This is a genomic window from Allobosea sp. P4_E12, assembly GCF_056401655.1.
The window spans coordinates 40129-65551 of sequence record NZ_JBFUIY010000031.1; the positions used below are offsets into that span (position 1 = coordinate 40129).

Consider the following 25423-nt stretch of genomic DNA (forward strand, 5'->3'; position numbering starts at 1 on the left):
CTGATGGCATGATGTACGGCTTCGAATGGGATACGACGACGCCGCTCACCTACGCGTCCTCGATCCTGCCGATTATCCTGATCGGGCTGACGGTGACGTTGCAGGCGGCTGCTGCAGGCTTTGCGATCGCGCTGGTGCTCGGCCTTGTCTTCGCGCTGCTGCGCCGCAGCCGTTTTGCGGCCGTGTCCTGGACGACGGCCATCGTCGTCGAGTTCCTGCGCGACACGCCGCTCTTGGTGCAACTCTTCTTCCTCTACTACGTGCTCCCGGACTATGGCGTCACGCTGCCGGCCTTCCTGACCGGGGCGATCGCGCTCGGGCTGCAGTATTCGGCCTATACCTCCGAGGTCTACCGCGGCGGTATCGAGGCCGTGCCGCGCGGGCAATGGGAGGCGGCGACCGCGTTGAACCTCTCCCGGCTGCAGACCTATCGCGACATCGTCGTGCCGCAGATCGTGCCGCGCATCTTGCCGGCGATGGGCAACTATCTCGTCGCGATGATCAAGGAGACGCCGGTGCTCTCCGTCGTCACCGTGCTTGAGATGATGGGGCTCGCCAACATGATCGGCGAGCGCACCTTCGAATATCTGGTGCCGCTGACCCTGGTCGGCCTGATCTTCCTCCTCCTCACGCTGATCTGCTCAGCCGGCCTGCACCGGCTGCACAAGGCGCTGCCGAAAGCAGGGATCCCGCTGCGATGACCGAGACCTCTCAGGCGCCCATCATTGAGTTCGCCGGCGTCACCAAGCGCTTCGGAGCATTGACCGTGCTCGACGACTTCAACTTCAGCGTCGCCCGTGGGGAGAAGGTCACGCTGATCGGCCCGTCGGGCTCGGGCAAATCGACGGTGCTGCGCATCCTGATGACGCTGGAGCCGTTCCAGGAGGGCCGGCTGACGCTTGCAGGCATGCCCTATCACGAGCCGAAAGCCGGCGGACCATTCAAGGCGTCGGACGGGCATCTGCGCCAGATCCGCAGCCATGTCGGTATGGTCTTCCAGAGCTTCAACCTGTTCCCGCATATGACCGTTCTGCGCAATGTCGTCGAAGCGCCAGTGCGCGTGCTCGGCCTGCCGCGCGGCGAGGCCGAATGCCGGGCCGTCGACCTGCTCGCCATGGTCGGGCTCGCCGACAAGAAGGACCATTATCCTGCACAGCTCTCCGGCGGCCAGCAGCAGCGCGTCGCCATTGCCCGCGCGCTGGCCATGCGTCCCCGTGTGCTGCTCTTCGACGAGCCGACCTCGGCACTCGACCCGCAACTCGTCGGAGAGGTTCTCTCCGTCATCCGCGGCCTCGCCAGCGAACACGACCTCACCATGCTGCTGGTCACTCACGAAATGCGCTTCGCTCGCGAGGTCTCCGATAGGGTCTGCTTCTTCGACAAGGGGCGCATCTGCGAACAGGGGGAGCCGGAGCGCATCTTCAGCGCGCCCGAGCAGCCTCGCACACGCGAATTCCTGGCCTCGGTGCTGGGCTGAGCCGGCGCCGACACTCTATCGGCGCCGGCCTGAACTTCCGAGACTTTCTCGGCGCGAAACCGAGACTTCGAAGACAGTCTCGCCAGTCCTTCACCTAACCTCGTCGTCAACCGAGGGAGGATGGTCATGAACGCAATGACGAGCACGGCAAGGCGGGAAACTGCAATCGCCAAGCCTGCGGAGCATCCCGGACTGTCGCGCCTCGCCGATCGTCGCCTGCTACGGCAGCTCGCCTATATCGACGGGCGCTGGACCGCTGCTCGCGACGGCAAGACCTTCCCGGTGAGCGACCCCGCGACGGGCGCCCTCGTCGCGCAGGTCGCAGCGCTCGGAGCGGCTGAAGCGACGCAGGCAATCGAGGCGGCGCATGCTGCCTTCCCGACCTGGAAAGCGCTGCTGCCGCAGGCGCGCGCAGCACTGCTGCGGCGCTGGCATGCCGCGATGTTTGCGGCTGCCGAGGATCTCGCGCTTCTAATGACGCTTGAACAGGGCAAGCCGCTGGCGGAAGCGCGCGGCGAGATCGCGTACGCCGCCGACTTCATCACCTATTACGCGGAGGAAGCCCTGCGCGTGAATGTCGAGAGCGTGACCAGCCATTTGCCGGGTGCGCAGATGTCCCTGTCGCGCGAGCCGGTTGGTGTTGCAGCCTTGCTCACCCCATGGAACTTCCCGTCCGCCATGCTGACGCGCAAGGCCGCGGCAGCCCTCGCCGCCGGCTGCACCGTCGTCGCTCATCCCTCGTCGCACACGCCACTGTCGGCACTGGCACTGGCGAAGCTCGCCGACCGCGCCGGGCTGCCGGCTGGCGTCTTCAACATCGTTACCGGCGACGCCGCGCCGATCGCAGAAACCTATTGCGCCGATGCTCGCGTGCGTGCCGTCAGCTTCACCGGCTCGACCGAGATCGGCCGGGTCGTCGCCCGCAACGCTGCGGCAACCGTCAAGCGCGTGGTCATGGAGCTCGGCGGCCATGCGCCGCTGATCGTCTTCGACGATGCCGATCTCGACCGGGCTGTTGCGCTCGCCATCGATGCCAAGTTCGCGACGTCCGGCCAGGACTGCCTCGCCGCCAACCGGATCTATGTGCAGCGTGGTCTCTACGAGCGCTTCTGCGCTGCCTTTGCCGACAAGGTCTCGGCGCTGCGGGTCGGGTCCGGCCTGGAGCGCGAGGTCGAGATAGGCCCGCTGATGCACGCGGCTGCCAAACGCAAAGCCGAAGCCCAGATCGCCGACGCTTTGGCGCGCGGCGCGCGGCGGCTGACGCCGGAGCGCGCCATGCCGGGCCCGCTCTTCCTGGCACCGACCGCCCTCGCCGACGTGCCCGACGAGGCGCTGATCATGCGCGAGGAGACCTTTGCCCCAGTGGCGGCCATCGCCCCGTTCGGTAGCGAGGACGAGGTCATCGCCCGTGCCAACGACACGGAATACGGCCTCGTCGCCTATCTCGTGACGCGTGACGGTGCGCGGGCCGCGCGCATGGCCAGGGCGCTCGAATACGGGATGGTGGCGGTCAATCGGGTCAAGATCACCGGCGCGCCGATCCCCTTCGGCGGGATGAAGCAATCCGGCCTTGGTCGCGAAGGCTCGCGCCACGGCCTCGAGGCCTTCACCGACCTCAAATATGTCTGCCTCGATCTGAACTGAGGCGCCGCTTGCCGTTTCCACGAAGGATTCCTGCGATGCTCGACCATCACGCCCGCACCAGCAATGAACTGGACGCCTGGGACCGCGACCACGTCTTCCATCCCTCGACCCATATGGGCCAGCATGCCCGTGGTGAGGCCCCGAACCGCATCATTACCGGTGGCGAGGGCGTCTACATCGTCGACCGCGAGGGCAAAACGAGCCTCGACGCGTTCGCCGGCCTCTACTGCGTCAATGTCGGCTATGGCCGAAAGTCGATCACCGATGCGATCGCCGAGCAGGCGGCGAAGCTGCCCTATTACCATGCGTATGTCGGCCACGGCTCCGAGCCCTCGATCAAGCTCGCCAAGATGGTGATCGAGCGCGCGCCCAAGGGCATGAGCCGCGTTTTCTTCGGGCTGTCTGGCTCGGACGCCAACGAGACCAATCTCAAGCTGGTCTGGTACTATAACAACGTCCTGAAGCGGCCGGAGAAGAAGAAGATAATATCGCGCTGGCGCGGCTATCACGGCTCGGGCGTGATGACCGGGAGCCTCACCGGCCTTGCCGCCTTCCACACTCTCTTCGACCTGCCCAGGGCCCCCATCCTCCACACCGAAGCGCCGTATTACTACCACCGCGAGGACCGCAGCCTCAGCGAGGAGCAGTTCTCGCAGCATTGCGCCGACAAGCTCGAGGAGCTGATCCAGGCCGAGGGACCGGAGACGATCGCCGCCTTCATCGGCGAGCCGGTGCTCGGCACGGGTGGCATCGTGCCGCCGCCCGCCGGCTACTGGGCGAAGATCCAGGCGGTGCTGAAGAAGCACGATGTCCTGCTGATCGCGGACGAGGTCGTCACCGGCTTCGGGCGACTGGGCAGCATGTTCGGCTCGGACCATTACGGCATCGAGCCCGACCTCATCACCATCGCCAAAGGGCTGACCTCGGCCTATGCGCCGCTCTCGGGCGTCATCGTCTCGGAGAAGCTTTGGCGGGTGCTGGAGCAGGGCTCGGATGAATACGGCCCGATCGGCCATGGCTGGACCTATTCCTCGCACCCGCTTTGCACTGCTGCGGGCGTCGCCAATCTCGAACTGGTCGACGAACTCGATCTCGTGCGCAATGCCGGCGAAGTCGGCGCCTATTTCAATGCGACGCTGCAGGATGCCGTTGGCGGCCATCGCCATGTCGGCGAGGTCCGTGGCGAGGGCCTGCTGGCGGCGGTCGAGTTCGTCCGCGACAGGGATGACCGCGTCTTCTTCGCTACCTCTGAAAAGGTCGGCCCGCGCATTGCCGCCGCCCTGCTGGAACAGGGCGTCATCGCCCGCGCCATGCCGCAAGGCGATATCCTGGGCTTCGCACCACCGCTATGCCTCACAAGGCAGGAGGTCGACCAGATCGTCGACGCGACCCGGCGCGCCGTGGCGGCAGTGCTTTAGCGCCAATGATCCCATGAACCTAGTCGCGTTGGCGCTGTTGCGCCAGTTAGGGACGTTGGGCCCTCGCCCGGGAGCGGACATTGATTGCCCGTGAAACGGCGGTCGGTTGCGACCAAGGTTGTGTGCAAAACGGGCTGACCCGCTGGCGCTGGTCAGCAGTGCCTTGTCCGCTCCGCCCGTCACCGATCAGCGCCTGTTCCCGGCGTTCGAGGATCAACGGGCGGCCCCCTCCCCGGCCATGAAGCGCGCTTGCGCGCAGGATCTCCAGCGTGACATGCATGGAGCTGACCACAGGTGGCGAACGGATGTTGCTGGCGCGAGCCGGTTGTCGACGCACTGGCGACGGACACGCAGGAGCTGGATTTTCGCCGCACCTCCGAGGATCGGGAGGGCGAGACCACGGCGCGCGGGCTGCGGCGCGTTCCTGAGAAAGCTGGCTTGTACCGGGCCCGTGCTCTGCCTGGGTGGCCTCATCGTCTTGGGTCGCCCGAGCCGAACCGGGCCGCGAGGGGAAGGCGATGCTGGGCATCGACGAGAACGCCGAGGGCGCGACCCTGATCCGGCGGCTTGGCGACCGTGCCACTTGTAGCTATGGCGATATGCCCCTATATCTAAGGCATATCGCCAGGGAGATCGGCCATGACCACAGTTACCGCACTCGAAGTCGTTGGTGGGCGCGACCTAATCGGCGCCCCCATCAATAGCAGCCGCGATCTCATTAGCGCAGTTCGGCGAGGCTTCCCGGTCCAGACTGTGGAGTACGTCATCAGCAGCGGCCGCATGTCCCTCGCCGAAATTGACCTGGTTGTCATTCCTCGCAAAACCCTCAGCCACCGGCGCAAGATTGGCACCCTGACATCCGAACAATCTGACCGCCTGATCCGGGCTGCGCGCGTCCTTGCCGAAGCTGAGGAAACGTTCGGATCTCAGCAGAAGGCAGCCAAGTGGCTGCGCCGACCAACAACCGCACTCAGCGGCGAAAAACCCATCGACCTCCTCGACACGTCGGAGGGAGCAGACCAGGTCGAGGCGCTGCTCGGCCGCATCGGCCACGGCATCGCCGCCTGATATGAAAGTCTGGCGTGTTTGCCGTTTACCGTTCGCCGATTTGAACGGCGAGGGGGCTCGGATCTACGGCGGACGGTGGAACACTCCCGGACGCCCCCTGCTGTATACGGCCGAAAACCCGGCACTCGCGATTCTTGAGGTAAGAGTACATCTCGACCTCGAGCCTGACCTGATCCCAGACGATTACGTCCTCATGGAAATCGAGTCAGGCTCAGCTGTAATCAAAGAGATTTTGGACCCAATTGAAGCACCGGCAACTGTCGGTGACCGCTGGCTCGCCACAATGGAAACCCCGATCCTTAAGGTTCCATCCTTTGTGGTGCCAAACAGCTTCAACTTGCTGATCAACCCGGCGCACCCCGGAGCCGCGAGCATCAGCATCCAAAGCACAAAACCATTTGATTTCGACAGGCGGCTCTGGCTCCCCCTCACATACATGCCTCCGTGAGGAGAACCTGCCGATCGGCGGGACAGATCACCCATCTGGCTGGTTGAGGCACGGGCTGCTCGATCCACTTCTTCATCTCATTGAAAGACTCATCGGCCGACCCCGCGCGCCTGGTTGAACTCATCGATGAAAGGCCTCTTCGCTGGCTCGGCTCATCATGCTGGCTCAATTCCGCCCGTCACGCCCCGATCATTGGCGACGCCGTCACGTTCCGCGTCGCCCTCCCCGTCGTCGGCGCCGCTCGTCGGGACTCCTCAGCCAGGAGCGTGTCCTTGGTCAGCAGGCCGGCATCCTCGAGCTTTTCGAGATCCGGCAGGTCGCGCAGGCTGGCGAGACCGAACACCGACAGGAATCTGTCGGTCGTGACATAGGTATAGGCCGCCCCCGGCTCCGGCCTGCGCGGTCCGGCCGTAATCACGCCGGCGCGTTTTAGCGCCGCAACGCCGTCGCGGCTCATCTCCTTGCCAAAGACTTTGCCGAGCTCGCTGCGTGTGATCGGCTGCAGATAAGCGATCCCGGACGGAAACAGCATCTCAGTCGGCGACAAGCCGGCGGTTGGTTGCGGCGCTCCGGACAGCGCCCGGATCGCCGGCCCAAAAGCGCCGCGCGACCGGTGCTGCCAGCCCCCGGCGACTGCGACCAGGTCATAGGGGCGGCCGCGCAGCTCCTCGCGGATGTCGGCAATGATCAGATCGATCGCACAGTCGCGACCGACCACCTGCGCCAATTACCGGAGCGCCCGTGGGCGTCGACCTCTCGTTAGGGCGGTCCACTGATCATCTCACCAAACGCATGTTCAGGCGGCGCGAGGCGAGGCTATGGCGTGCTCTTGCGGGCAGCGCGGGCCGCTCGCCCGCGGACGAGCCTCGCGCATCATTGGCGCAACGTCCTTGGGCGGAATCGGCGCGGTACGGGCACCAGCTCCGGGAGATCTCCGCCCGTTACTGCTGCGCCAGGCGCCCTTCGGCAAGGTCGCGCGCCTGCGCCTCCGGATCGCGCTCCGCCGGCGGACCGTAGCCGCCGGCACCCGGCGTGATGATCTCGACGATCTGTCCGGGTTCGAGCGCACCATCGCCCCTTGTAAAAGGCACGACACCGTCGCTGAAGGAGAAGGAGCCGCCCTGTCCTGGCTCGCCGCCGGCGATGCCCCAGGGCCGCGACTTCAGGCGCGAATTATCCACGTTGAGCCGGCAGGGAGCCTCGGCCCGGTAGACGCGGCGAAGGCCCATGCCGCCGCGCTGGCGGCCGCGCCCGCCCGAGCCATCGACCAGTTCATAACGCAGCAGCGTCAGGGGGTACTCGACCTCCAGCGCCTCGACCGGCAGGTTCGAGGTATTGGTCATGTGGACATGAACGCCGTCGAGACCGTCCTTGCCGGCGCGTGCGCCGGAACCGCCCCCGATCGTCTCGAGATAAACCCAGAGATCACCGCTATCCGGCATCGCCCCCATGAAGGTAGCCGATGCCACGGCCCCGGAGCAGGCCGCGATGACACGATCGGGCACCGCCTGGGCGAGCGCCCCATGGATCAGGTCGACGACCCGTTGGCAGGGTGCGATGCGCCCGTTCACCGCCGCCGGATGCAGGCAGTTCAGCACCGTGCCTTCCTTCGCTGCGACGGTGAGTGGTCTTGCGAGGCCGGCATTGGGCGGGATGGTCGGGTCGGCCACTGTCTTGACGGCGTAATAGACGGTCGAGAGCAGCGCGGTATAGACCATGTTGAAACCGGCGCGAGCCTGTGGCGGGCTGTCGAAGGCGAGCGTCATCTCCTCGCCAGCGACCGTGATCGCGACCGAGAATTCCATCTCGTCATCGAGCTCGGGATTGTCGAAGCGGTCGCTGAACCGATAGACGCCATCTGGAATCGAGGCGATGCCGGCGCGCATCTTGCGCTCCGCATAGTCCTGCAGTGCCTTGCCGGCCGCGAGCACGGTGGTGCGGCCATATTTGTCGCAGAGCGCCCTGACGCGCTCGACGCCAAGGCGGTTCGCAGCCATCTGGGCGCGCAAGTCCGAGAGTCGCTCGCGCGGAACCTGGCAGTTGAGCAGGATCAGCTCCTGCACATCCTTCATCAGGGTGCCGCCGTCATAGAGGCGGATCGGCGGGATGCGCAGGCCTTCCTGATAGATATGGGCGTGGCCGCGATCGGCGAAATCGGAATGATGCGCCGTGTTGACGGCCCAGGCGACCATCTTGCCGTCGTGGAAGACCGGCTCGGCCAGCACGATGTCGGGAAGGTGGGTGCCCCCGCCCTCATAGGCGTCGTTGCCGATGAAGACATCGCCCGGCTTCATCTCCGAGACGGCATGGCGCTTCAGGATATGCGGGATGATGCCGATGAAGGAGCCGAGATGCATCGGGATATGCTCGGCCTGGCACAGCGTGTTGCCTTCAATATCGAAGAGCGCAGTCGAGCAGTCGCGGCGTTCCTTGATATTGGTCGAGTAGCTCGCCTTGACCAGCGCCTCGCCCATTTCCTCGGTGATGGAGGCGAAGGCGCTGCCAATGACCTCTACGGTGATCGGATCAACGGTGACGGGTGTAGGCGCGTTCATCACGGCGTCTCCAGGATCAGGTTGAGATAGGGTTCGACACGGGCGGTCATGCCGGGCAGCAGCACCGTGGTCGCATCCATCTGCTCGATGATCGCCGGGCCCTCGATCAGATTACCCGATTTGAGCTTTTCGCGGTCGTAGAGCGCACAATCGACGAAGCCTCCGGTTTCCGTAAACCAGACCTCCCGACGCCCCATGATGGCCGCGGAAGCATCCGGGCCGGCGTCGGGCTCGGGCCGGAACTCGGCCTTGGGCACGAAACCGATGGCCTCGACGCGGTAGGTCACGAGCTGGACCGGTTCGCCTTCGGCCACGAATCCGTAAAGGCGCTTGTGGGCCTCGGCAAAGCCGTCCGCCAAAGCCCTGATGGTTGTAGGCGTGATCGGCCCGTCCGGGACGTCGATGGCGAGCTCGTAGTTCTGGCCGTGATAGCGAAGATCGGCCGTGCGTTTCAGCTCGCGATCGGCAGGCGTGACATTCTCCTCGGCAAACCAGTGCTCGGCCTGGGCTTCAAGGCCTGCGAAAATCTCGGCCATGTCGGGGACGAGCCCATCCCCCAGCGTCGCGAGCCGGGTGGTGGCGAAATTGGCGCGCAGGTCGGTCAGAAGCAGGCCGAGTGCACAGCCGATTCCGGGATTGCGCGGCACGACGATGCGCTTCATCTCCAGCTCGCGCGCCAGCCGCGCGGCATGGAGCGGCCCCGCGCCGCCGAAGGCGACAAGCGCGTAGTCGCGCGGATCATGCCCACGCTGCACGGAGATGACGCGGATCGCCTTGGCCATATTGGCGGTCACCACCGAGATGATGCCCTGCGCCGTCGCCATCAGGTCGAGGCCGAGTTGTTCCGCAAGCCGGCCGATCGCCTGTTTGGAGCGCGCCTGGTCGATCGGCATGCGGCCACCGAGCAGATGGGTCGGGTTCAGCGTCTGGAGCACGACATTGGCGTCGGTGACCGCCGGTTCGGTCGAGCCGCGGGCATAGCAGACTGGCCCGGGGTCGGCGCCGGCACTGCGCGGGCCCACCTTGAGCAGGCCGCCGGAGTCGATCGCCGCAATCGAGCCGCCGCCGGCGCCGACGGTGTGGATGTCGAGCATGGGCGCCTTGATCGGGTAGCCATGGACATTGGCTTCGCTGGCGAGCTTGGCCTCGCCGCCACGAAGCAGCGCGACATCGGAGGAGGTTCCGCCCATGTCGAAGGTGATCAGGTTCTCGATGCCGGTCATGCGGCCGATCGCCTGCGCAGCAACCACGCCGGTCGAGGGGCCCGAAAGCAAGGTCCGCACCGGCAAGCGTGCCGCCATGTCGAACCCAATGACGCCGCCATTGGACTGCGTCAGATGCGGTGTGGTGGTGACTCCGAGTTCTTTGAGCCGTTCGGCGAGCCGTTGGATATAGCCCTGCATCACGGGGCCGAGATAGGCGTTCACCACCGCCGTCGAGATGCGCTCATACTCCCGGAACTCGGGCGCGACCTCATGCGAGGCGCAAATGAAGGCCTCCGGAAATTCCTCTGTGACGATGCGCCTTGCCGTTTCCTCATGCTCGGGCCTGACGAACCCGTAGAGGAAACCAATGGCGACGGCCTTGACGCCGGCCGCTTTCAGCTCTCGCGCGGCCTGGCGCACGCCCTCCTCGTCGAGCGGCGTCTCGACGGAACCGTCATGGCGCAGCCGTTCCGCGACGCCGAAGCGCAGGTCGCGGGTGACCAGCGGCGCCGCCTTGTCGACCTGAAGATCATAGAGATCCGGCCGCTTTTGCCGGCCGATCTCGATCAGATCGCGGAAGCCATCGGTCGTGATCAGCCCGGTCCTGACGCCGCGGTGCTGGATCAGGGCGTTGGTGCCCACCGTCGTGCCGTGGCCGAAATAGGCAACATCTCCGGGTTTGGCGCCGACGCGCTCCGTCCCCTCCTGGGTACCGCGTGCAATGGCGCGGGAGGGATCGTCCGGGGTCGAGGGAACCTTCCAGACGGCGACCTGGCCACTCGCATCATCGAAGAGGCAGACATCGGTGAAGGTGCCGCCGGAGTCGATCCCGATACGCCAGGCCATGAGCTCAAACCCTCTCCATCAACAGGCTGCGATCTCCGCAGCCGCGGACCATGGCGTGCCATGGCCAAAACCACCCTGATAAGCGCAGACCGCCGCCGCGTGGGCCGCGCCCGCAGCCAGGGCTTCCGGAACCTCTCTCCCCTCCAGCACCGCCAGAAGGAATGCGGCGATGAAACCATCTCCCGCACCCAGCGTATCGACGATTTGGGCAGGGGTGATCCCATGGCGATGGAATACCCCACCTGCCAGCGCGAGCGAGCCGCGCTCGCCGCGCGTCACCACCACGAGACCCGGACCGGTCTCGAAGCAGCGACGGGCGAGGTCGCTGCATTCCGCGTCGGAACTTGAGGGGAAGGAGAGGAAGGCGATGTCGAGATGGGGGAGCGTGGCGGCCAGATTGGCCTCAGTCCAGCGCTCGGAGAAATCATAGGAGAAACGGCGTATCGAGGGGCGCAGCGCCGCGAGATCGGCATCCAGTTCGCTGTAGATGCTCGAATGCACCAGGTCGAAGCCGGCGATATAGGTGAGATCCTCGGAAAGGAAACCGCCCCATTCTCCGCGGACACCGCGTTGCGAGCGAAGGAAATGGCGGTCATTGCCGTTATGGCCAATGAAGGCCCGGGCATTGTCGCCGGGGAGCACCCGGCAGCGGCCCGTGTCGACCCCCTCCTCGCGCAAGGCGTTGACGATCAGTGTCCCGGCTTCGTCGGAGCCCAGGCAACCCATGTAACCCGTCTCGGCGCCGAGACGGTGCGCCAGCACGGCGACATTGACAGCATTGCCACCCGGAAACTGCAGCGCGCGATCGACATAGGTGTCGACCGTGTTATCGCCGAGTCCGAGCAGCCTGCAGGTCATGGACGTGTCCCTGGCCGATTTCCCATGCGCCTGATCAGTAGGCGACCTTCCACATGTAGCGCCGGGTCGAGAGCGGCTGGTTGTGCAACACCGAGAGATGCGCCGCCATCCGCTTCAACGCCGACTGCAGGATATAGGGCGCGACGATGGGGCGGATTTCCGGCGCGACACCCGCCATCGCGAAATCGCGGGAATCATATTTCATGACGCGTTCGGCATAGGTGTCGCAGAAGCTGGTGACACGCTCCATCAGTGGCCGGCTCGGGTCCTCTCCGCTGATCAGGATCAGCGGTGTCTGGCGATCGATGATCTCGAACGGGCCGTGGAAGAACTCCGCCGCCTCGATCGGATAGCTGTGCAGCCAGAGCATCTCCATGAGGATGCAGACGCCGAAGACATAGGCCGTGGTGAAGCCCGGCCCCGAAGCGACATGGTAGAAGTTGCGATCCTTGGCATAGAGACGGGCATCGGCTGCGGCCCGCTCCTCGTTCTGCTCAGCCGCATCGCAGATGGCGGCTGGGAGCGCGTCCAGCGAGGCAACGAGCTTGTCGCCGAGCGGCCAACCTTCCTTCGCGCTCATGATGCCGCCGATCAGCGCCTGCATCAGCATGAACATGGCGGCGAAGGATTCGCTGGTATCGCCCACCACGAAGCTCTCGGGGGCCGCGGCAGCGAGCGGCTTGTCGGCATATTGGCTGAAGGCCACGACCTTGCAGGGCTTGCCCATCAGGGTTGCCGCGGCCGCGACGGTCTCGGGTGTCGTGCCGGACTTGGAGGCGAGCAGAACCAGCGTGCGCTCGTCGAGGCGCGGCGGATTGATCGCCATGAACTCGGCCGGGAAGTAGCGTCGCACCTCGATTCCAGGGGAATAGTGCTCGAGCCAGTACTTGATGCCGAGCATGGCGCGGTTCGCCGAACCGCAGGCGACAAGGTAGATCCGGTCGATCTGCGGGGCGAGGCGGCGCCCGAGCGCGTAAGCCTCGGGCACGGCGGCGCGGGTCTGGGCGAAGCCCTCATGAACGCGGGTGCGGTCAAAGGCGATGGACATGGGAGGAACCGATTCCGTAAGCGGAGAATTGCGAGGTTCAAGAAACTGGTATACACCAATCACCTATACCAATTCGTGTCAAGCATAGTCCAACTGACTTATGGCCACCTTCGCCGACAACGGATTCTCGTATTTCAGTGCCTCCGGGGATGTGGAGCCGGCGCAATCCTCGCTATATGCGGGAACGGGAGAGGCCCGAGAGACACCAGCCATGCGCGAACCCGTAAAACGGGCCAAGCCGATCTATGTCGAGGTTCAGGACTACCTGCTCGACCTCATCAGCGGGCCGGATTACGGCCCCGGTGAACGGGTGCCGTCCGAGCGCGCGCTGGCCGACACGCTCGGCATCAACCGGATGACGGTGCGCAAGGCGATCGACAAGCTGGTCGACCGTAATGTGCTCGAGCGCAATGGCACCAGCGGCACGCGCGTCCCCCTGGTCCAGGTGACGCGCCCGATCGAGGTGCAATCGACGCTCGGCATCACCCGGATCATCCGGAACGCTGGCGGCAACCCGGGTAGCAAGCTGCTGCATTTCGGTGAGGAGAAGGCAACCGAGAGCATCGCGCGTCGGCTCGACATCCCGGTCGGCGCCGAGCTGATCATGTTCCGCCGGCTGCGCAGCGTGAATGATGAGCCCTTCTGCATCGAGACCAGCCATCTGCCGGCCTCGCGCTTCGCCGGGCTGCTCGCGGAAGACCTCATTGGTGGGCAATCGCTCTATGAGCTGCTGCGAGAGCGCTATGGCGTCAAGGCCAGCGCCCGCGACCGCGAGATCGGCGTTGGCATTGCAACCGATCTCGAAGCCCGGCTTCTGCAGCTCAAACCCGGCTCGCCCACGCTCGTGTTGCGGCTGATCGCCCGCGACGGTGAAGGCAAGCCGATCGAATACATGAAATCGGTCAACCATCCGCATCACGTCGTCTTCCGCAGCTCAACGCCCGCCTCACAGGACTGACCATGCCGCTGCCCGCCTCCCGTCCCCGGCCGGAGGCCGGTCTGTCCTCTTCGAGCGCGGAGCAGGCCTGATGGGCATCACCATCGAAACCGTCGACCCGGACGCGGCTCTCCCGGCGAGCAGCGATGTCGTCATGATTGGTGGCGGCATTATCGGGATCATGACCGCGCTCTTCCTGGCCAGGGACGGGATTTCCGTCACGGTCTGCGAAAAGGGCGAGGTCGGCCATGAGCAGTCCGGCCGAAATTGGGGCTGGGTCCGGATCATGGGCCGCGACCCCGGCGAGATCCCGCTCGGGCTGGAAAGCATGCGGCTCTGGTCGGAGATGGACAAGCTCGTCGGCGGCGATACCGGCTTCACCCGCTCAGGCATCGCCTATGTCGCCGATACGCCCGCTGCACTCGCCCAGCATGAGGCCTGGCTCGACCATGCCAGGCAATATCAGCTTGACTCCCGGCTCCTCAGTTCGCGCGAGATCGAGAGCGTTCTGCCCGGCTGCAAGCGCGCCTTTACCGGTGCCCTGTTCACGCCGAGCGATGCGCGGGCCGAGCCGCAGAAAGCTGTGCCTGCCATGGCGCGTGCGCTGCGCCGGCGTGGTGGCACCGTCCTGACACGGTGTGCGGTGCGCGGCATCGAGACCAAGGCCGGCCGGGTCAGTGCTGTGGTGACGGAGCGCGGCACGATCGCCTGCTCACAGGTCGTGCTGGCCGGCGGCGCGTGGTCGCGGCTCTTCCTCGGCAATCTCGGTATCGATTTTCCGCAGCTCAAGGTGCTCGGTTCGGTGCTGCGCACCCAACCGCTGGACGGTCCTCCGCCCTATGCCGTCGGCGCCTCGGATTTCGCCTTCCGCAAGCGCCAGGACGGCGGCTACACCGTCGCCCATCGTGGCGCCAGCACAGCCGAGATCGTGCCGGACTCCTTCCGCCTTTTTGCCGATTTCCTGCCCTCGCTGGTGAAGCAGCGGCAGGAACTTCGATTGCGCCTGAGCCGGCGCTTCCTGGACGAAGCGCGGACGCCGCGACGCTGGGGGCTCGACGAAGTGACGCCTTTCGAGCGCATGCGCGTGCTTGATCCGCCCCCCTCGACGGCGATCCTGGACGAGGCGAAAGCCAACCTGATCAAGGCGTTTCCGGCCTTTGGGGGAATGAAGGTCGCGCAGGCATGGGGCGGCTTCATCGATGCGACGCCCGATGCCGTCCCGGTGATCGGCGAAGTGCCGCGCCTGCCCGGCTTCTTCATCGCCAGCGGCTTCTCCGGCCATGGTTTCGGCATCGGCCCCGGTGCGGGGCGGCTCGTCGCCGACCTCATCAGGGGGGCGACGCCGATGATCGACACCAAACCCTTCCGGCTCGAGCGTTTCGCCCGACTGGAGCGCACGACGCGCGTGGCGTGAACCCATCGTCAGGCGTCAATCCGGCCCTATGCCCGGACTGACAGAACCCGGCTGGGGGAATCCGAGGCCCCCAGCCGTTGCAGTAACCTTTTGTATTTGCCCCGGTTTTCCAAAAAATCGCAATCCATTTTTCGGGCCGATGCCTTAGCCCAGTGCCGTCTCTTCCATCGAATAGGCCGAGAAGAAGTTCGTGCCGCCGGGCAGGCCCTTGAAGCCGGTGACATCCTTGACCATGCCATAGCCCTGCGAGCGCCAGGCCAGGCCGACCAGCGGCGCCTGCTCCAGCGCAAGCCTTTCGAGTTCGGCATAGATCGCTTTGCGCTTGGCGATATCGAACTCGGCGCGGCCCTTGGCAAAGAGCGCGTGAATCTCCGGTGTCGGCAGGCCGAAGCTGCGCGAGATATTGGCCGGCAATTCGCCGTCGAGCAGCGGGGCGAGCCCGTCGGGGTCATTATTGTCGGCGGTCGTACCCTGGACGCAGAATTCGTAGCGCCCCTTGCCGCCGAGATCGACACGCTGTGCCCAGTCCGGCAGGTTGAGCTTCACATCGATGCCGATCTCGCCGAGCTGAGCCTGCACCACCTCGGCAGTCGATTTGTGCATGCCATATTGCGCCGTCGAGAGCAGCGTGCAGGAAAAGCCCTTCGGCACGCCGGCTTCCGCCATCAGCTTCTTCGCCCGGTCGGGATCATAGCTCCAGAACTTCGCGCGGCCGGCATCATAGTAAGGGCTCGTCTCCGGAATCGGGATCCCTTGCAGGGGTGTGCCGCGCCCGTAGAAGGCGGCCTGGACGATCTCCTCACGGCGGATCGCGAAACCCACGGCCTGACGCAGCCGCGCATCCTTGAAGGGGCCGGTCGTGCCGTTGAAATTCAGGCCCATGAAGGGGCCATTGGCGGCGTCGAGCTTGAGGCGCGGATCCTTCTCGATCGCAGCCATATGTTGCCAGGGCACATATTCGATCAGGTCGATATCGCCGGCCTGCAGCCCCGCCACCCGGAGATTCTCGTCGGCATAGGCAGTCAGCTTGATGCCCGCGAGCTTAGGCAAGCCGGGCTTGTAGTATTTGTCGAAGGCCGCGACCTCGATCGAGACACCCCGTTCCTGATCCTTGATCATGAAAGGGCCGGCCCCGATCCCAAGCCCGCGACCCTCGATCGAGTCCTTGGCGATGATCGGGGCATGGGGGCTGGCGAGCCAGATCGGCAGGGTCACCGTCGGCTGCTTCATCACGATGCGGACGGTGCGTGGATCGGGCGTCTCGATCTTCTCGATGCCGCCGAACTCGGATTTCAGGAATGCTGTCGAATTCGGCAGGGCAATCTGTTCGAGCGTCCATTTCACATCGTCGGCCGTGACCGGCTTGCCGTTGTGAAAGCTCGCCTGCCTGAGCTTGAAGACCCATCCGGTCTCGCCGTCCTGCGTCCAGGATTCCGCCAGTTCGGGTCGAACCTCGCCCCTTTCGTCAAAGCCAGTGAGGCCTCGGAAGATCAGCAGCTTGACCGTCAGCGCGGCGGTGCCGGTGTGGACCCAGGGCTGCAGGCTCGGCGGAAAGCTCGACAGCCCGAAGCGCAGGATCTTCTTTGGTGATGCTTGCGCGAAGGCGGAGCCTTTGAGCAGCGGCAGGCTCGCTCCAGCGGCAAGAAGGGCACGGCGCGAAATCATCGTCATCGGAGATCCCCTTATCATCGGCCTTCGAGGCAGCATGGATTGGTGTATACCAATCTGTCAATTCATCATTTGGCTCACGGTTGGCGCATCGTCTCCAGCCTGTTTTCTGTGGTGCTACGCCGATGGATGGAGGCCCGGCGATGGTGTTGCTCACCAAAAACCGCTCGGCGAAAAGATTGCTTCGGCAATCAACGGACTGGGGCAAGATTAGTGCTCCACTCACCTCGACGAGGACGGGGCGTGGCCGGCCGAGCGCAAGGGCCCTGCGCTCGCGTCGCACCACACGTTCCGCCTCTCGCGACGCCCTTGACAGCCTCATATCGCTTCGATGGTATATACCAATCTTGCCTGCCTTGAGCCGGCGAGGCGATTGACCGAGCTGCGCCTTAAGGGAGAAGCCCCGTGAGTGAGATCATCAAAGTCAAATCCGGGAGCAAATACGAGGAGCTGAACAGCTATTCGCGGGTGGTGGTCGCCGGCGACTTGATTTTCGTCTCCAATACGGCGGGGCGGAATTACAAGACCCGCGCCATCGCAAGCGATGCCCGCGGCCAGGCTGAGCAGGCCTTCAGCAATATCGAGGGTGCGCTAGCGGCGGTCGACGCCTCGCTGAAGGACGTGGTCGCGATCAAGGTGTTCGTGCCTGATATAGCCGACATGGAGCAGGTCAACGACGTGGTCGGCCGCAAGTTCAGGGGGATCGATCCGGCCAACACCACGACCTGTACGCCGCTCGGCCAGCCCGAACTGAAGGTCGAGTTCGAGATCACCGCCTATAAGCGCCGCAACCCCGGCGAAGCCGAAAAGCGGATCAGCGTCGACCTCTCCTGAGCCGAGGCGCTGCCATGCCGGATGTCGTTATCGTCGGAGGCGGGATCAGCGGCGTCGCGGCCTCTTACGAGATCGCCCGTGCCGGCCATTCCGTGACGCTCTTCGAAGCACGCCACCTGGCGTCGATGGCCTCGGGCTGGACCCTCGGCGGCGTCCGGCAATCCGGGCGCGATCCGGCCGAACTTCCGCTCGCCAGGGCCGCCGTTGAACGCTGGGGCGGGCTCGACACGGAACTTGATGCAGCGACGGGTTATCGCCGTCGCGGCAATCTGCGCCTTGCCCGGACCGAGGCTGAAGTCGAAACCATCCGCGAACTGGTGGTGCAGCAGCGGCGCCTCGGTCTCGAGATCGACTATCTGCCCGACAACGCGGCGATCCGTACGGTCGCGCCGGCAATCGGCCCGTCGATCCTCGCGGCCTCCTTCTGCCCTGGCGACGGCCATGCCGATCCGGTTCCCACTGTCCGTGCCTTTGCGGCAGCGGCGTCCCGTCACGGCGCTACCATCCGCGAGGATGTGACGGTCCGCGCAGTGACACGCTCCGGCTCCAGGGTCACCGGCATCGAGACGATGAGCGGTGAGCTGGTTTTGGCGGATCGCGTCGTCATCGCGAGCGGCATCCACGCGCCTGAATTGCTTCAGCAGCTCGGACTTGCATTGCCGCTGATGGTGAAGCTCGTTTGCGTGATGCAGAGCGTGCCTCTGCCGCCCCTGTTCGAGCAGGTTTTCGGTGTCGCGAACGCCGATGCCGCCGGCCGGCAGGAAGTCGACGGGCGTTTGCGCGTCACCACCGGTATCGGCGACTGGCCGCATGAGCCTCGCTCCTGGACGGCGGATGCCCTCGCGCCGCGCGCCTGCGATATCGCGACGCTGATCGCGCGGGTGACGCAGGTGCTGCCGGCGCTGGCCAATGCCGGGATCGCGCGGCTCTGGGGCGGGCTGATCGACCTGACGCCCGATGCGCTGCCGGCAATCGACGCCCATACCGGCATCCAGGGACTGATCATTGCCGCCGGCTTTTCCGGGCATGGGTTCGGCATCGGCCCGGTCACTGGCGAGATCCTGGCCGATCTCGCCCTGTCGCGGCAGCCGCGCTTCGAACTTGCGCCGTTCAGGCTGGATCGCTTTGCCGGCGTCGCAAGACGCGATGCTGAACTGACCCTGCACGGCTAGAGGACGCCCGACATGCTTGCCCCCGATGGACGCGTGATTCTGATTTCCGGCGCCAATCGCGGGATCGGCCGTGCCATCGCCGAGCTGCTCCATATGGAAGGCTACAGCCTGAGCCTGGGCGGGCGCGATCTCACCTCACTCAAGGCGATGAGTGCCGGCTGGGATGCCGCCCGCATCCACATCGCCCGCTACGATGCGCGCGACTGGGCCAGCCAGCGCGCCTGGGTCGATGCCGCCGCCGCCCGCTTCGGGCGGATCGACGGGCTCGTCAACAACGCCGGGATGCATAGCGCAATGACGCTGCGCATGCCGGATGAAGCGGAGCTCGACGCGATCTGGGCGGTGAACTGCAAAGGGCCGCTCAACCTGATCCATTGCGCCTTGTCGCATCTGGAGGCGAGCGGTGCGGGACGCATCGTCAATGTCTCTTCGATGTCGGGCAAGCGGGTGCGGAACGACCACATCGCCTACAACATGACCAAGCATGCGATGATCGCGCTGAACCATGCAGCGCGACGCATCGCCTGGGACAAGGGCGTTCGCGCGACCGCGCTTTGCCCCTCCTTTGTGCGGACCGACATGACCGCGGCAAGCACCGCGCTTGCGCCCGGCGCGATGACGCAGCCCGACGATCTGGCACGATTGATTGCCACCGTGATCGCGCTGCCCAACAATGCCGCCATTGCGGAGTTGCTGGTCAATTGCAGGCTGGAGGATACGCTCTAGGCGCAGGTTCCAAGACAGGGACAGGACGGGCCCAGGATCCCACGAGATCGCCGCCCTGCCTCGGTATCACCGGCGAGAAAGCCGGGATCTTCGACATCCAAGAAAAGCAGGGGAACAGCAATGAAACGAACCGGTTCAATTCTCGCAGCCATGCTGGCGAGCGCGCTGATGGCAAGTCCGGCGCTGGCCCAGAAGACGGTCCTGACCGTCGGCATGCAAAGCGCCGACGCGGGCGTGCTCGACCCGCATCTGAACTCCGGCACGCCCGGCAAGGCGATGCTGCAATGGATGTTCAACGGCCTGGTCCGCATCAAGCCGGGCGAGCTCTCGCCCGAATTCATGGAGCCCGATCTGGCGGAGAGCTGGACCGCCTCGGCCGACGGCAAGGAATGGACCTTCAAGCTGCGCCAGGGGGTGCAGTGCCACCATGGTTATGGCGAATTCACTTCGGAGGATGCGGTCTATTCGCTGAACCGCGCCGCGACCAAGGAAAGCTCGGCCTTTTCGTCGGATTACGGCGCTGTCGACAAGGTCGAAGCCCCCGACAAATACACGGTGAAGATCACGCTGAAGCAGGCGATCCCGAGCCTGCTCGGCATCGTCATGAACTACCATGGCGGCAACATGATCTGTAAGAAGGCGGCCGAGGAGCTGGGCAAGGACGGCTTCGCCAAGAAACCGGTCGGCACCGGGCCGTTCATGTTCTCCGAATATGTGCCGCAGCAATACGCCAAGCTTGTTGCCAACCCGAACTATTTCCGCGGCAAGCCGAAGCTGACCGAGATCCTCTACCGTTTCATCCCCTCCGATTCCTCGCGCGATCTTGCCTTTCAAGCCGGCGAACTCGACATGATGCTCGGCCGGCAGGAGCAGGCCTGGGTCGATCGCATGAACGCCTTGCCTGGCGTCAAGGTCGTGGCAATGGGTCCGGCCGAGATGTCGGTGCTGCACCTCAACACCAGCCAGCCGCCGCTCGACAATCTCAAGGTCCGGCAGGCGATCGCGCATGCCATCGACCGCAACGCGATCTGGCAGTTCCGCGGCAAGAACATTTCGCGGCCGAGCGTCTCGGTGGTGCCGTCCGGCTATCTCGGTACAGATGAGAAGGCTCCGCTGCTGCCCTTCGATCTCGCAAAGTCGAAGGCCCTGCTGGCCGAGGCCGGGTTCCCCAACGGCGTGACGATCAAGGCGATCAATACCACGCTGCCCTCGATGCTGAGCTTCACCGAGGCTGTGCAGGCGCTGCTGAAGCGAGCGGGCATCACCCTCGAGATCCAGCCGGTCGAGCATGCGACCTTCCACCAGCAGATCCGCCAGGACTTGTCGCAGGTCGTGCATTTCCAGGCCGCGCGCTTCCCGGTTGCAGACGTCTATCTCTCCCAGTTCTTCCACTCGCGCGCGATCGTGAAGACGCCGACGGCCGTGACGAATTTCTCGCATTGCAAGGTGGCAGATGCGGAGATCGACCAGGCCCGCTCCGAGACGGACAAGACCAAGCAGCTGGCGCTCTGGAAGACGGCGCAGGAGAAGATCATCGCGGAGGTTTGCGCGGTGCCGGTCAACGAGATGATGCAGCTCTGGGCCTACAAGGACAGCCTCGATCTTGGCTATGAGCTCAAGGCCTCGCTCAATCTCGGCCCGCCGGTCCTGGAAACCACGCGTTTCACCAAGTGAGCGTCCCGGTCCGGGGCAAGGGGTCACCGTCACCGAGTGCTTCGCACTCGGCGCTGGACCCAGGGGCTTCGGCCGGGATGACGAATGTGGTTCTGCGCGAGGCAATCCAGCCTCCCGCATCCGGGTCTTCCCTTGTGTCAGGCATGGCGGCAGCATGAGCGCCTTCCTCGTCAAACGCCTCGGCTTCGCGGTCGTCACGCTCTGGGCAGTGCTCTCCCTCGTCTTCGTCGTCGTTAGGATCGTGCCGGGCGATCCGGCGCAGGTCATCCTCGGCGATCAGGCGGATGCCACCGCAATTGCCGCGATGCGCACGCGGCTCGGGCTCGACGCGCCGATCGTCGAACAATACTGGACCTTCCTCTCCGGCGCCCTCAGGGGGGATTGGGGCGTCTCGCTCGTGACCGGCCGTCCGGTGATCCAGGAGATCCTCGCCGTCCTGCCCTGGACAATCGAGCTGACGATCGTTTCGATGGCGATCGGCATTGTCATCGGGGTGCCGCTCGGCGTCTGGGCGGCGATCAACCGCAACCGCATGCCCGACTATGTGACCCGAATCGTCTCGCTGCTCGGCCTGTCCTTCCCGCCCTTCGTCTCGGCGATCATCCTGCTGATCGTCTTCTCGATCATGCTGCGCTGGTTCCCGGTGATCAGCGCAGGGCAGGGCTCCGCCTCCGCCTGGTTCCAGGCGATGGCGCTGCCGGCGCTCAATCTCGGCCTGATCATGGCCGCCTACATCACGCGCGTCGCCCGCTCCGCGATGCTTGAAGTGATGCAGGAGGACTATGTCCGCAGCGCCCGTGCCAAGGGAGTCCCCTGGGGTGTCGTCGTCTGGCGCCATGCCCTGCGCAACGCACTGATCCCGATCATCACGATCGTCGGCCTCTACCTCGGCATCCTGATCGGTAATTCGGTACTGACCGAGATCGTCTTCAACCGGCCTGGTCTGGGCAAGCTCATCGTCGGGGCGCTGAACCAGCGCGACTACACGATGCTGCAGGGCATGATGGTGATCTACACGCTGATCGTCGTGTTGGTGAACATCGCGACCGACCTGACCTATGCCCTCGCCGACCCCAGGGTGAAGCTGTCATGAGCACCTCAGTCCACGATGCCGCGCCGGTGACCCCGCCGCGCTTGCGTTGGCTCAAGGCGACCATCAGCGCCTTCAACGCCAACAAGACCTCCTGGGTCGGCCTCGTCATCGTCGTTGCCGTGATCCTGGCTGCCCTGCTGGCGCCGGTGATCGCGCCGCATGATCCGCTGGAGCAGAACATCCTGTCGCGGCTGCAGCCGCCCCATGAGAACTACTATCTCGGGACCGACTATTTCGGGCGCGACATCCTCTCGCGCCTGCTCTACGGCGCCCGGATCTCGCTGGTGATCGGGATTGCGTCGACCGTCATCGCCATGCTCGCCGGTTCGCTGATCGGCATCCTCGCGGGCTGGTATGGCGGGCGCTTCGACGTGGTCGTGATGCAGGCAATGGATATCCTGCTCGCTTTCCCCTCGCTGATCCTCGGGCTAATCTTGGTCGCCATGCTCGGCCCCTCGATGGAGAACATCACCATCGCGATCGCGCTGACCTCGATCCCCTCCTTCGCGCGGATCGCCCGCGCGCCGACTATCTCGGTGAAGGAGCGTGACTATATCGAGGCCGGCCGCGCGCTCGCCTTCTCCGATGCGCGGATCATGACCAGGCATATCCTGCCCAATATTTTCCCGGAGATCCTGGTGATGGCCTCGCTCTGGCTCGCCAACGCCATCCGGACCGAAGCGTCGCTTGCCTTTATCGGGCTTGGCGTCAAACCGCCGACTGCTACCTGGGGCGGGATGATCCGCGAGGGCTTCGAGAACATCCTCGACAGCTATTGGCTGGTCCTGGCCCCGAGCCTCGCCATCCTGATCATCGTCTTCGCGCTCAATATCCTCGGGGACGGTCTGCGCGACGCCATCGATCCCAAGCTGAAGGGCGAGCGATGAGCGCACCTGTCCTTTCTGTCCAGAACCTGCAGACCGCCTTCCGCATCGGCGGGCAATGGCGCTGGGCCGTCGAAGATCTGAGCTTCGACGTGGCACCGGGCCAGACGGTTGCGATCGTCGGAGAATCCGGCTCCGGCAAGAGCGTCACCGCGCTCTCGATTATGCGCCTGGTCTCGGCTGCCAACGGCCGGATCGAAGGCCGGATCGCGCTCGAGGGGCGCGACCTGCTGGCGCTGCCGGAAGAGGAGATGCGCAAGGTTCGCGGCAATGATGTCGCGATGATCTTCCAGGAGCCGATGACGAGCCTGAATCCGGTGCTCACCGTCGGATTCCAGATTGCCGAGGCGCTGCGCTACCATCGCGGGCTCGACAGGGCGGCGGCCGAGGCCGAGGCGTTGCGGATGCTGGAGCGGGTGCGGATTCCCTCCGCGAAGGCCCGTTTCAGCAACTACCCGCACCAGCTCTCCGGTGGCATGCGCCAGCGCGTGATGATCGCGACGGCGCTCGCCTGCAAGCCAAAGCTCCTGATCGCCGACGAGCCGACGACAGCGCTCGACGTCACGATCCAGGCGCAGATCCTCGAGCTGATCAAGACGCTGCAGGATGAAGAGGGCATGTCTGTCCTCTTCATCACCCATGACATGGGTGTGGTCGCCGAGATTGCCGACCGCGTCGTGGTGATGTGGAAGGGGCGCAAGCTCGAGGACGCGCCCTCGGCTCAGGTCTTCAAGTCGCCCGTCCACGGCTACACCAAGGCGTTGCTCGCCGCCGTGCCCAGGCTCGGCGACATGCTGGGGCACGGCCTCCCGTTGCGCTTTCCCCGGATCGACCCGGACAATGGCGAGGTGCGTGGCCAGCCGGTCGAAGCCGCGGATACGGTCAAGGTAGATGAGGCTCCGCTGCTCGAGGTCTCAGGGCTGACGACGCGCTTCGGCATTCGCGGCGGCGTGCTCGGGCGGCTGCGTGGCCGGGTGCATGCGGTCGAGGGCGTCTCCTTCACCTTGCAACGTGGCGAAACGCTCGCGCTGGTCGGTGAATCCGGCTGTGGCAAATCGACGACCGGGCGCTCGATCCTGCGGCTGATCGAACCTTCGGCGGGCACGGTGCGCTTCGGTGGCCGCGATGTCACCAAGCTTGGCAAGGCCGATTTGCTCGATGTCCGCCGCAGCATGCAGATGATCTTCCAGGACCCCTTCGCCAGCCTGAACCCACGCAAGAGCGTCGGCAGCGCGCTGGCGGAGCCGATCCTGGTCCATGGCCTTGCCAAGGGCACTGAAGCGCAGGAGCGCGTCGCGGACCTCTTGCGCCGGGTCGGATTGACGCCCGAGATGGGGGTGCGCTTCCCGCATGAATTCTCCGGTGGTCAGCGCCAGCGCATCGCGATTGCACGCGCGCTGGCACTCTCGCCCAAGCTGGTGGTGGCGGATGAGGCGGTCTCGGCGCTCGACGTCTCGGTGAAGGCCCAGGTGCTCAACCTGATGCTCGACCTGCAGGCCGAGTTCGGCCTCGCCTACCTCTTCATTTCGCATGACATGGCCGTGGTCGAGCGCGTCAGCCACCGGGTCGCGGTGATGTATCTCGGCGAAATCGTCGAGCTCGGCCCACGTGAAGCGGTGTTCTCCGACCCGCAGCATCCCTACACTCGCAAGCTGCTCTCGGCGGTGCCGGTGCCGGATCCGACCCGGCGCAGCCTGCGCCGCGAACTCGCGGTGGACGAGATCCCAAGCCCGATCCGTGCCCTGGACTGGTCCGCGCCAAGACAAGCGCTGGTGGAGACGGCTCCCGGCCATTTCGTCAGGCAGGCATTGTGAAGCGATTCGCGCGCTTTCCGATCACGAGATCAAGACCACGTGAGATCAGGTCTTGGCGACCCGCAGCCAGCGGCTCTTTCACTTCGATTGCTCTAAGCCTGCCGGGGAGGCTGGGCTCGTTTCGCCTGACTCCGTAACCTGGCGCGTTTTCAAGAATCCGGTCTCGCTTTTCATAGGAGGCATTGCTGCGGTTATCCTCGAATTGGCCGAGCCATCCGTACGAGCGGGGGTATGGGGGCACAGCTCATTCCGCATCGACCCCGTGAAGCGCCAGAACAGGCGCGGCAGCGATGACGACGGTCTACGGTCCCCGCCAAGCGGCAGAAAACATGATCGCAGGTGTGGTCCGTGCTCACGATCGAGTGCAGGGTGTCACGTAACCATGCGGCGTAGGCCGCAGTACGGCTATTTCGGGTCGTCCGATCTTGTGAGCAGGTGAGGATTGGCTTTGTAGATTTCGGCGAGGCCTTTGAGCGTCTCGATGCCGAAGTCTGTGAACGCCATGACGCTGTCATCGCCTGGCCCATAGACCCAGACCACGCCGTCCTCCTGGTCCATTTCATTGGCCACGTCCCACAGCCAGTCCTCGTCCTCACCGAGCATTTCGGCGACGCGGGCAATGGTATGGACATGGTGGACC

23 protein-coding genes are annotated in these 25423 nt (G+C 65.1%); 16 read left to right on the top strand and 7 right to left on the bottom strand.

All coding sequences use genetic code 11. The features are described from left to right. Nucleotides 1-8: 8 nt before the first annotated feature. From ehuD to AC1DW9_RS28570, 6 genes are all read left to right on the top strand, one after another. Nucleotides 9-701: an ectoine/hydroxyectoine ABC transporter permease subunit EhuD gene (gene ehuD / locus AC1DW9_RS28545; protein ID WP_476776771.1), complete on the top strand. Its 693-nt coding sequence runs from the start codon at nucleotides 9-11 to the stop codon at nucleotides 699-701. After that, a complete protein-coding gene (ehuA, locus tag AC1DW9_RS28550; protein ID WP_441480476.1) occupies nucleotides 698-1477 on the top strand; it encodes an ectoine/hydroxyectoine ABC transporter ATP-binding protein EhuA in 780 nt (259 codons plus the stop codon). The genes ehuD and ehuA overlap by 4 nt, the downstream gene beginning before the upstream one ends. 135 nt (nucleotides 1478-1612) lie before the next feature. After that, nucleotides 1613-3121: an NAD-dependent succinate-semialdehyde dehydrogenase gene (locus AC1DW9_RS28555; protein WP_441508109.1), complete on the top strand. Its 1509-nt coding sequence runs from the start codon at nucleotides 1613-1615 to the stop codon at nucleotides 3119-3121. A gap of 35 nt (nucleotides 3122-3156) precedes the next feature. Further along, on the top strand, nucleotides 3157-4539 hold the full coding sequence (locus tag AC1DW9_RS28560) for an aminotransferase (RefSeq protein WP_476855246.1): 1383 nt from the start codon (nucleotides 3157-3159) through the stop codon (nucleotides 4537-4539). 639 nt (nucleotides 4540-5178) lie between these two features. Further along, a complete protein-coding gene (gene parS / locus AC1DW9_RS28565) occupies nucleotides 5179-5607 on the top strand; it encodes a type II RES/Xre toxin-antitoxin system antitoxin (protein ID WP_441480474.1) in 429 nt (142 codons plus the stop codon). 1 nt (nucleotide 5608) lies between these two features. After that, a complete protein-coding gene (locus AC1DW9_RS28570; protein WP_441508087.1) occupies nucleotides 5609-6055 on the top strand; it encodes an RES family NAD+ phosphorylase in 447 nt (148 codons plus the stop codon). Nucleotides 6056-6233: 178 nt separating this feature from the next. On the opposite strand, the gene scpB is transcribed toward AC1DW9_RS28570, so the two are convergent. From scpB to AC1DW9_RS28595, 5 genes are all read right to left on the bottom strand, one after another. Next, on the bottom strand, nucleotides 6234-6773 hold the full coding sequence (scpB, locus tag AC1DW9_RS28575; protein WP_441508108.1) for an SMC-Scp complex subunit ScpB: 540 nt from the start codon (nucleotides 6771-6773) through the stop codon (nucleotides 6234-6236). Nucleotides 6774-6996: 223 nt separating this feature from the next. Next, nucleotides 6997-8610: a hydantoinase B/oxoprolinase family protein gene (locus AC1DW9_RS28580; RefSeq protein ID WP_441508086.1), complete on the bottom strand. Its 1614-nt coding sequence runs from the start codon at nucleotides 8608-8610 to the stop codon at nucleotides 6997-6999. After that, a complete protein-coding gene (locus AC1DW9_RS28585) occupies nucleotides 8610-10661 on the bottom strand; it encodes a hydantoinase/oxoprolinase family protein (RefSeq protein ID WP_441508085.1) in 2052 nt (683 codons plus the stop codon). Before AC1DW9_RS28585 ends, AC1DW9_RS28580 begins: the two co-directional genes overlap by 1 nt. Before the next feature lie 18 nt (nucleotides 10662-10679). Continuing rightward, on the bottom strand, nucleotides 10680-11519 hold the full coding sequence (locus AC1DW9_RS28590; RefSeq protein ID WP_441508084.1) for a PfkB family carbohydrate kinase: 840 nt from the start codon (nucleotides 11517-11519) through the stop codon (nucleotides 10680-10682). Between the two features lie 34 nt (nucleotides 11520-11553). Continuing rightward, nucleotides 11554-12567, bottom strand: coding sequence for an SIS domain-containing protein (locus AC1DW9_RS28595; RefSeq protein ID WP_441508083.1), 1014 nt, complete (start codon nucleotides 12565-12567; stop codon nucleotides 11554-11556). Nucleotides 12568-12778: 211 nt separating this feature from the next. Between AC1DW9_RS28595 and AC1DW9_RS28600 the strand changes: the two genes are divergently transcribed. After that, entirely contained in the window at nucleotides 12779-13525 is a 747-nt protein-coding gene (locus AC1DW9_RS28600) for a GntR family transcriptional regulator (protein WP_441508082.1), read from the top strand. Between the two features lie 67 nt (nucleotides 13526-13592). Beyond that, nucleotides 13593-14918, top strand: coding sequence for an NAD(P)/FAD-dependent oxidoreductase (locus AC1DW9_RS28605; RefSeq protein ID WP_441508107.1), 1326 nt, complete (start codon nucleotides 13593-13595; stop codon nucleotides 14916-14918). Nucleotides 14919-15062: 144 nt separating this feature from the next. Here the strand turns inward: AC1DW9_RS28605 and AC1DW9_RS28610 are convergent, their stop codons facing one another. Then, nucleotides 15063-16589 carry an ABC transporter substrate-binding protein gene (locus tag AC1DW9_RS28610; RefSeq protein WP_441508081.1) on the bottom strand — a complete coding sequence of 509 codons (1527 nt, stop codon included), beginning with the start codon at nucleotides 16587-16589 and terminating at the stop codon, nucleotides 15063-15065. A gap of 402 nt (nucleotides 16590-16991) precedes the next feature. Here AC1DW9_RS28610 and AC1DW9_RS28615 point away from each other — a divergent pair, with 402 nt between their 5' ends. The 8 genes from AC1DW9_RS28615 to AC1DW9_RS28650 all read left to right on the top strand — a co-directional run bounded on the left by AC1DW9_RS28615 (nucleotide 16992) and on the right by AC1DW9_RS28650 (nucleotide 25222). Beyond that, nucleotides 16992-17420 (top strand): RidA family protein, encoded by a 429-nt coding sequence (locus AC1DW9_RS28615; protein ID WP_476776773.1) that lies wholly within the window; start codon nucleotides 16992-16994, stop codon nucleotides 17418-17420. Between the two features lie 14 nt (nucleotides 17421-17434). Further along, nucleotides 17435-18592: an NAD(P)/FAD-dependent oxidoreductase gene (locus tag AC1DW9_RS28620; RefSeq protein WP_441508079.1), complete on the top strand. Its 1158-nt coding sequence runs from the start codon at nucleotides 17435-17437 to the stop codon at nucleotides 18590-18592. A gap of 12 nt (nucleotides 18593-18604) precedes the next feature. Beyond that, entirely contained in the window at nucleotides 18605-19318 is a 714-nt protein-coding gene (locus AC1DW9_RS28625; protein ID WP_441508078.1) for an SDR family NAD(P)-dependent oxidoreductase, read from the top strand. Between the two features lie 120 nt (nucleotides 19319-19438). Then, the gene (locus AC1DW9_RS28630; RefSeq protein WP_441508077.1) at nucleotides 19439-20992 is read left to right on the top strand and encodes an ABC transporter substrate-binding protein; all 1554 of its coding nucleotides are present in this window, start codon (nucleotides 19439-19441) and stop codon (nucleotides 20990-20992) included. Nucleotides 20993-21146: 154 nt separating this feature from the next. Continuing rightward, entirely contained in the window at nucleotides 21147-22085 is a 939-nt protein-coding gene (locus tag AC1DW9_RS28635) for an ABC transporter permease (protein ID WP_441492575.1), read from the top strand. Then, nucleotides 22082-22972 (top strand): ABC transporter permease, encoded by an 891-nt coding sequence (locus AC1DW9_RS28640; protein WP_441508075.1) that lies wholly within the window; start codon nucleotides 22082-22084, stop codon nucleotides 22970-22972. Before AC1DW9_RS28635 ends, AC1DW9_RS28640 begins: the two co-directional genes overlap by 4 nt. After that, entirely contained in the window at nucleotides 22969-24783 is a 1815-nt protein-coding gene (locus AC1DW9_RS28645; protein WP_476855247.1) for an ABC transporter ATP-binding protein, read from the top strand. Before AC1DW9_RS28640 ends, AC1DW9_RS28645 begins: the two co-directional genes overlap by 4 nt. Nucleotides 24784-24835: 52 nt before the next feature. Further along, the gene (locus tag AC1DW9_RS28650; RefSeq protein ID WP_476776775.1) at nucleotides 24836-25222 is read left to right on the top strand and encodes an oxygenase MpaB family protein; all 387 of its coding nucleotides are present in this window, start codon (nucleotides 24836-24838) and stop codon (nucleotides 25220-25222) included. Here the strand turns inward: AC1DW9_RS28650 and AC1DW9_RS28655 are convergent. Beyond that, nucleotides 25189-25386 carry a hypothetical protein gene (locus AC1DW9_RS28655; protein ID WP_441493359.1) on the bottom strand — a complete coding sequence of 66 codons (198 nt, stop codon included), beginning with the start codon at nucleotides 25384-25386 and terminating at the stop codon, nucleotides 25189-25191. The two genes, AC1DW9_RS28650 and AC1DW9_RS28655, sit on opposite strands and share 34 nt — an antisense overlap. Nucleotides 25387-25423: the final 37 nt, after the last annotated feature.

Bases quoted from the DNA above. Each gene is read 5' to 3' on its own strand.
- ehuD (WP_476776771.1), top strand. From the start codon at position 9: ATGATGTACGGCTTCGAATGGGATACGACGACGCCGCTCACCTACGCG.
- ehuA (WP_441480476.1), top strand. From the start codon at position 698: ATGACCGAGACCTCTCAGGCGCCCATCATTGAGTTCGCCGGCGTCACC.
- AC1DW9_RS28555 (WP_441508109.1), top strand. From the start codon at position 1,613: ATGACGAGCACGGCAAGGCGGGAAACTGCAATCGCCAAGCCTGCGGAG.
- AC1DW9_RS28560 (WP_476855246.1), top strand. From the start codon at position 3,157: ATGCTCGACCATCACGCCCGCACCAGCAATGAACTGGACGCCTGGGAC.
- parS (WP_441480474.1), top strand. From the start codon at position 5,179: ATGACCACAGTTACCGCACTCGAAGTCGTTGGTGGGCGCGACCTAATC.
- AC1DW9_RS28570 (WP_441508087.1), top strand. From the start codon at position 5,609: ATGAAAGTCTGGCGTGTTTGCCGTTTACCGTTCGCCGATTTGAACGGC.
- AC1DW9_RS28580 (WP_441508086.1), bottom strand. From the start codon at position 8,610: ATGAACGCGCCTACACCCGTCACCGTTGATCCGATCACCGTAGAGGTC.
- AC1DW9_RS28585 (WP_441508085.1), bottom strand. From the start codon at position 10,661: ATGGCCTGGCGTATCGGGATCGACTCCGGCGGCACCTTCACCGATGTC.
- AC1DW9_RS28590 (WP_441508084.1), bottom strand. From the start codon at position 11,519: ATGACCTGCAGGCTGCTCGGACTCGGCGATAACACGGTCGACACCTAT.
- AC1DW9_RS28595 (WP_441508083.1), bottom strand. From the start codon at position 12,567: ATGTCCATCGCCTTTGACCGCACCCGCGTTCATGAGGGCTTCGCCCAG.
- AC1DW9_RS28600 (WP_441508082.1), top strand. From the start codon at position 12,779: ATGCGCGAACCCGTAAAACGGGCCAAGCCGATCTATGTCGAGGTTCAG.
- AC1DW9_RS28610 (WP_441508081.1), bottom strand. From the start codon at position 16,589: ATGACGATGATTTCGCGCCGTGCCCTTCTTGCCGCTGGAGCGAGCCTG.
- AC1DW9_RS28620 (WP_441508079.1), top strand. From the start codon at position 17,435: ATGCCGGATGTCGTTATCGTCGGAGGCGGGATCAGCGGCGTCGCGGCC.
- AC1DW9_RS28625 (WP_441508078.1), top strand. From the start codon at position 18,605: ATGCTTGCCCCCGATGGACGCGTGATTCTGATTTCCGGCGCCAATCGC.
- AC1DW9_RS28630 (WP_441508077.1), top strand. From the start codon at position 19,439: ATGAAACGAACCGGTTCAATTCTCGCAGCCATGCTGGCGAGCGCGCTG.
- AC1DW9_RS28635 (WP_441492575.1), top strand. From the start codon at position 21,147: ATGAGCGCCTTCCTCGTCAAACGCCTCGGCTTCGCGGTCGTCACGCTC.
- AC1DW9_RS28640 (WP_441508075.1), top strand. From the start codon at position 22,082: ATGAGCACCTCAGTCCACGATGCCGCGCCGGTGACCCCGCCGCGCTTG.
- AC1DW9_RS28645 (WP_476855247.1), top strand. From the start codon at position 22,969: ATGAGCGCACCTGTCCTTTCTGTCCAGAACCTGCAGACCGCCTTCCGC.
- AC1DW9_RS28655 (WP_441493359.1), bottom strand. From the start codon at position 25,386: ATGCTCGGTGAGGACGAGGACTGGCTGTGGGACGTGGCCAATGAAATG.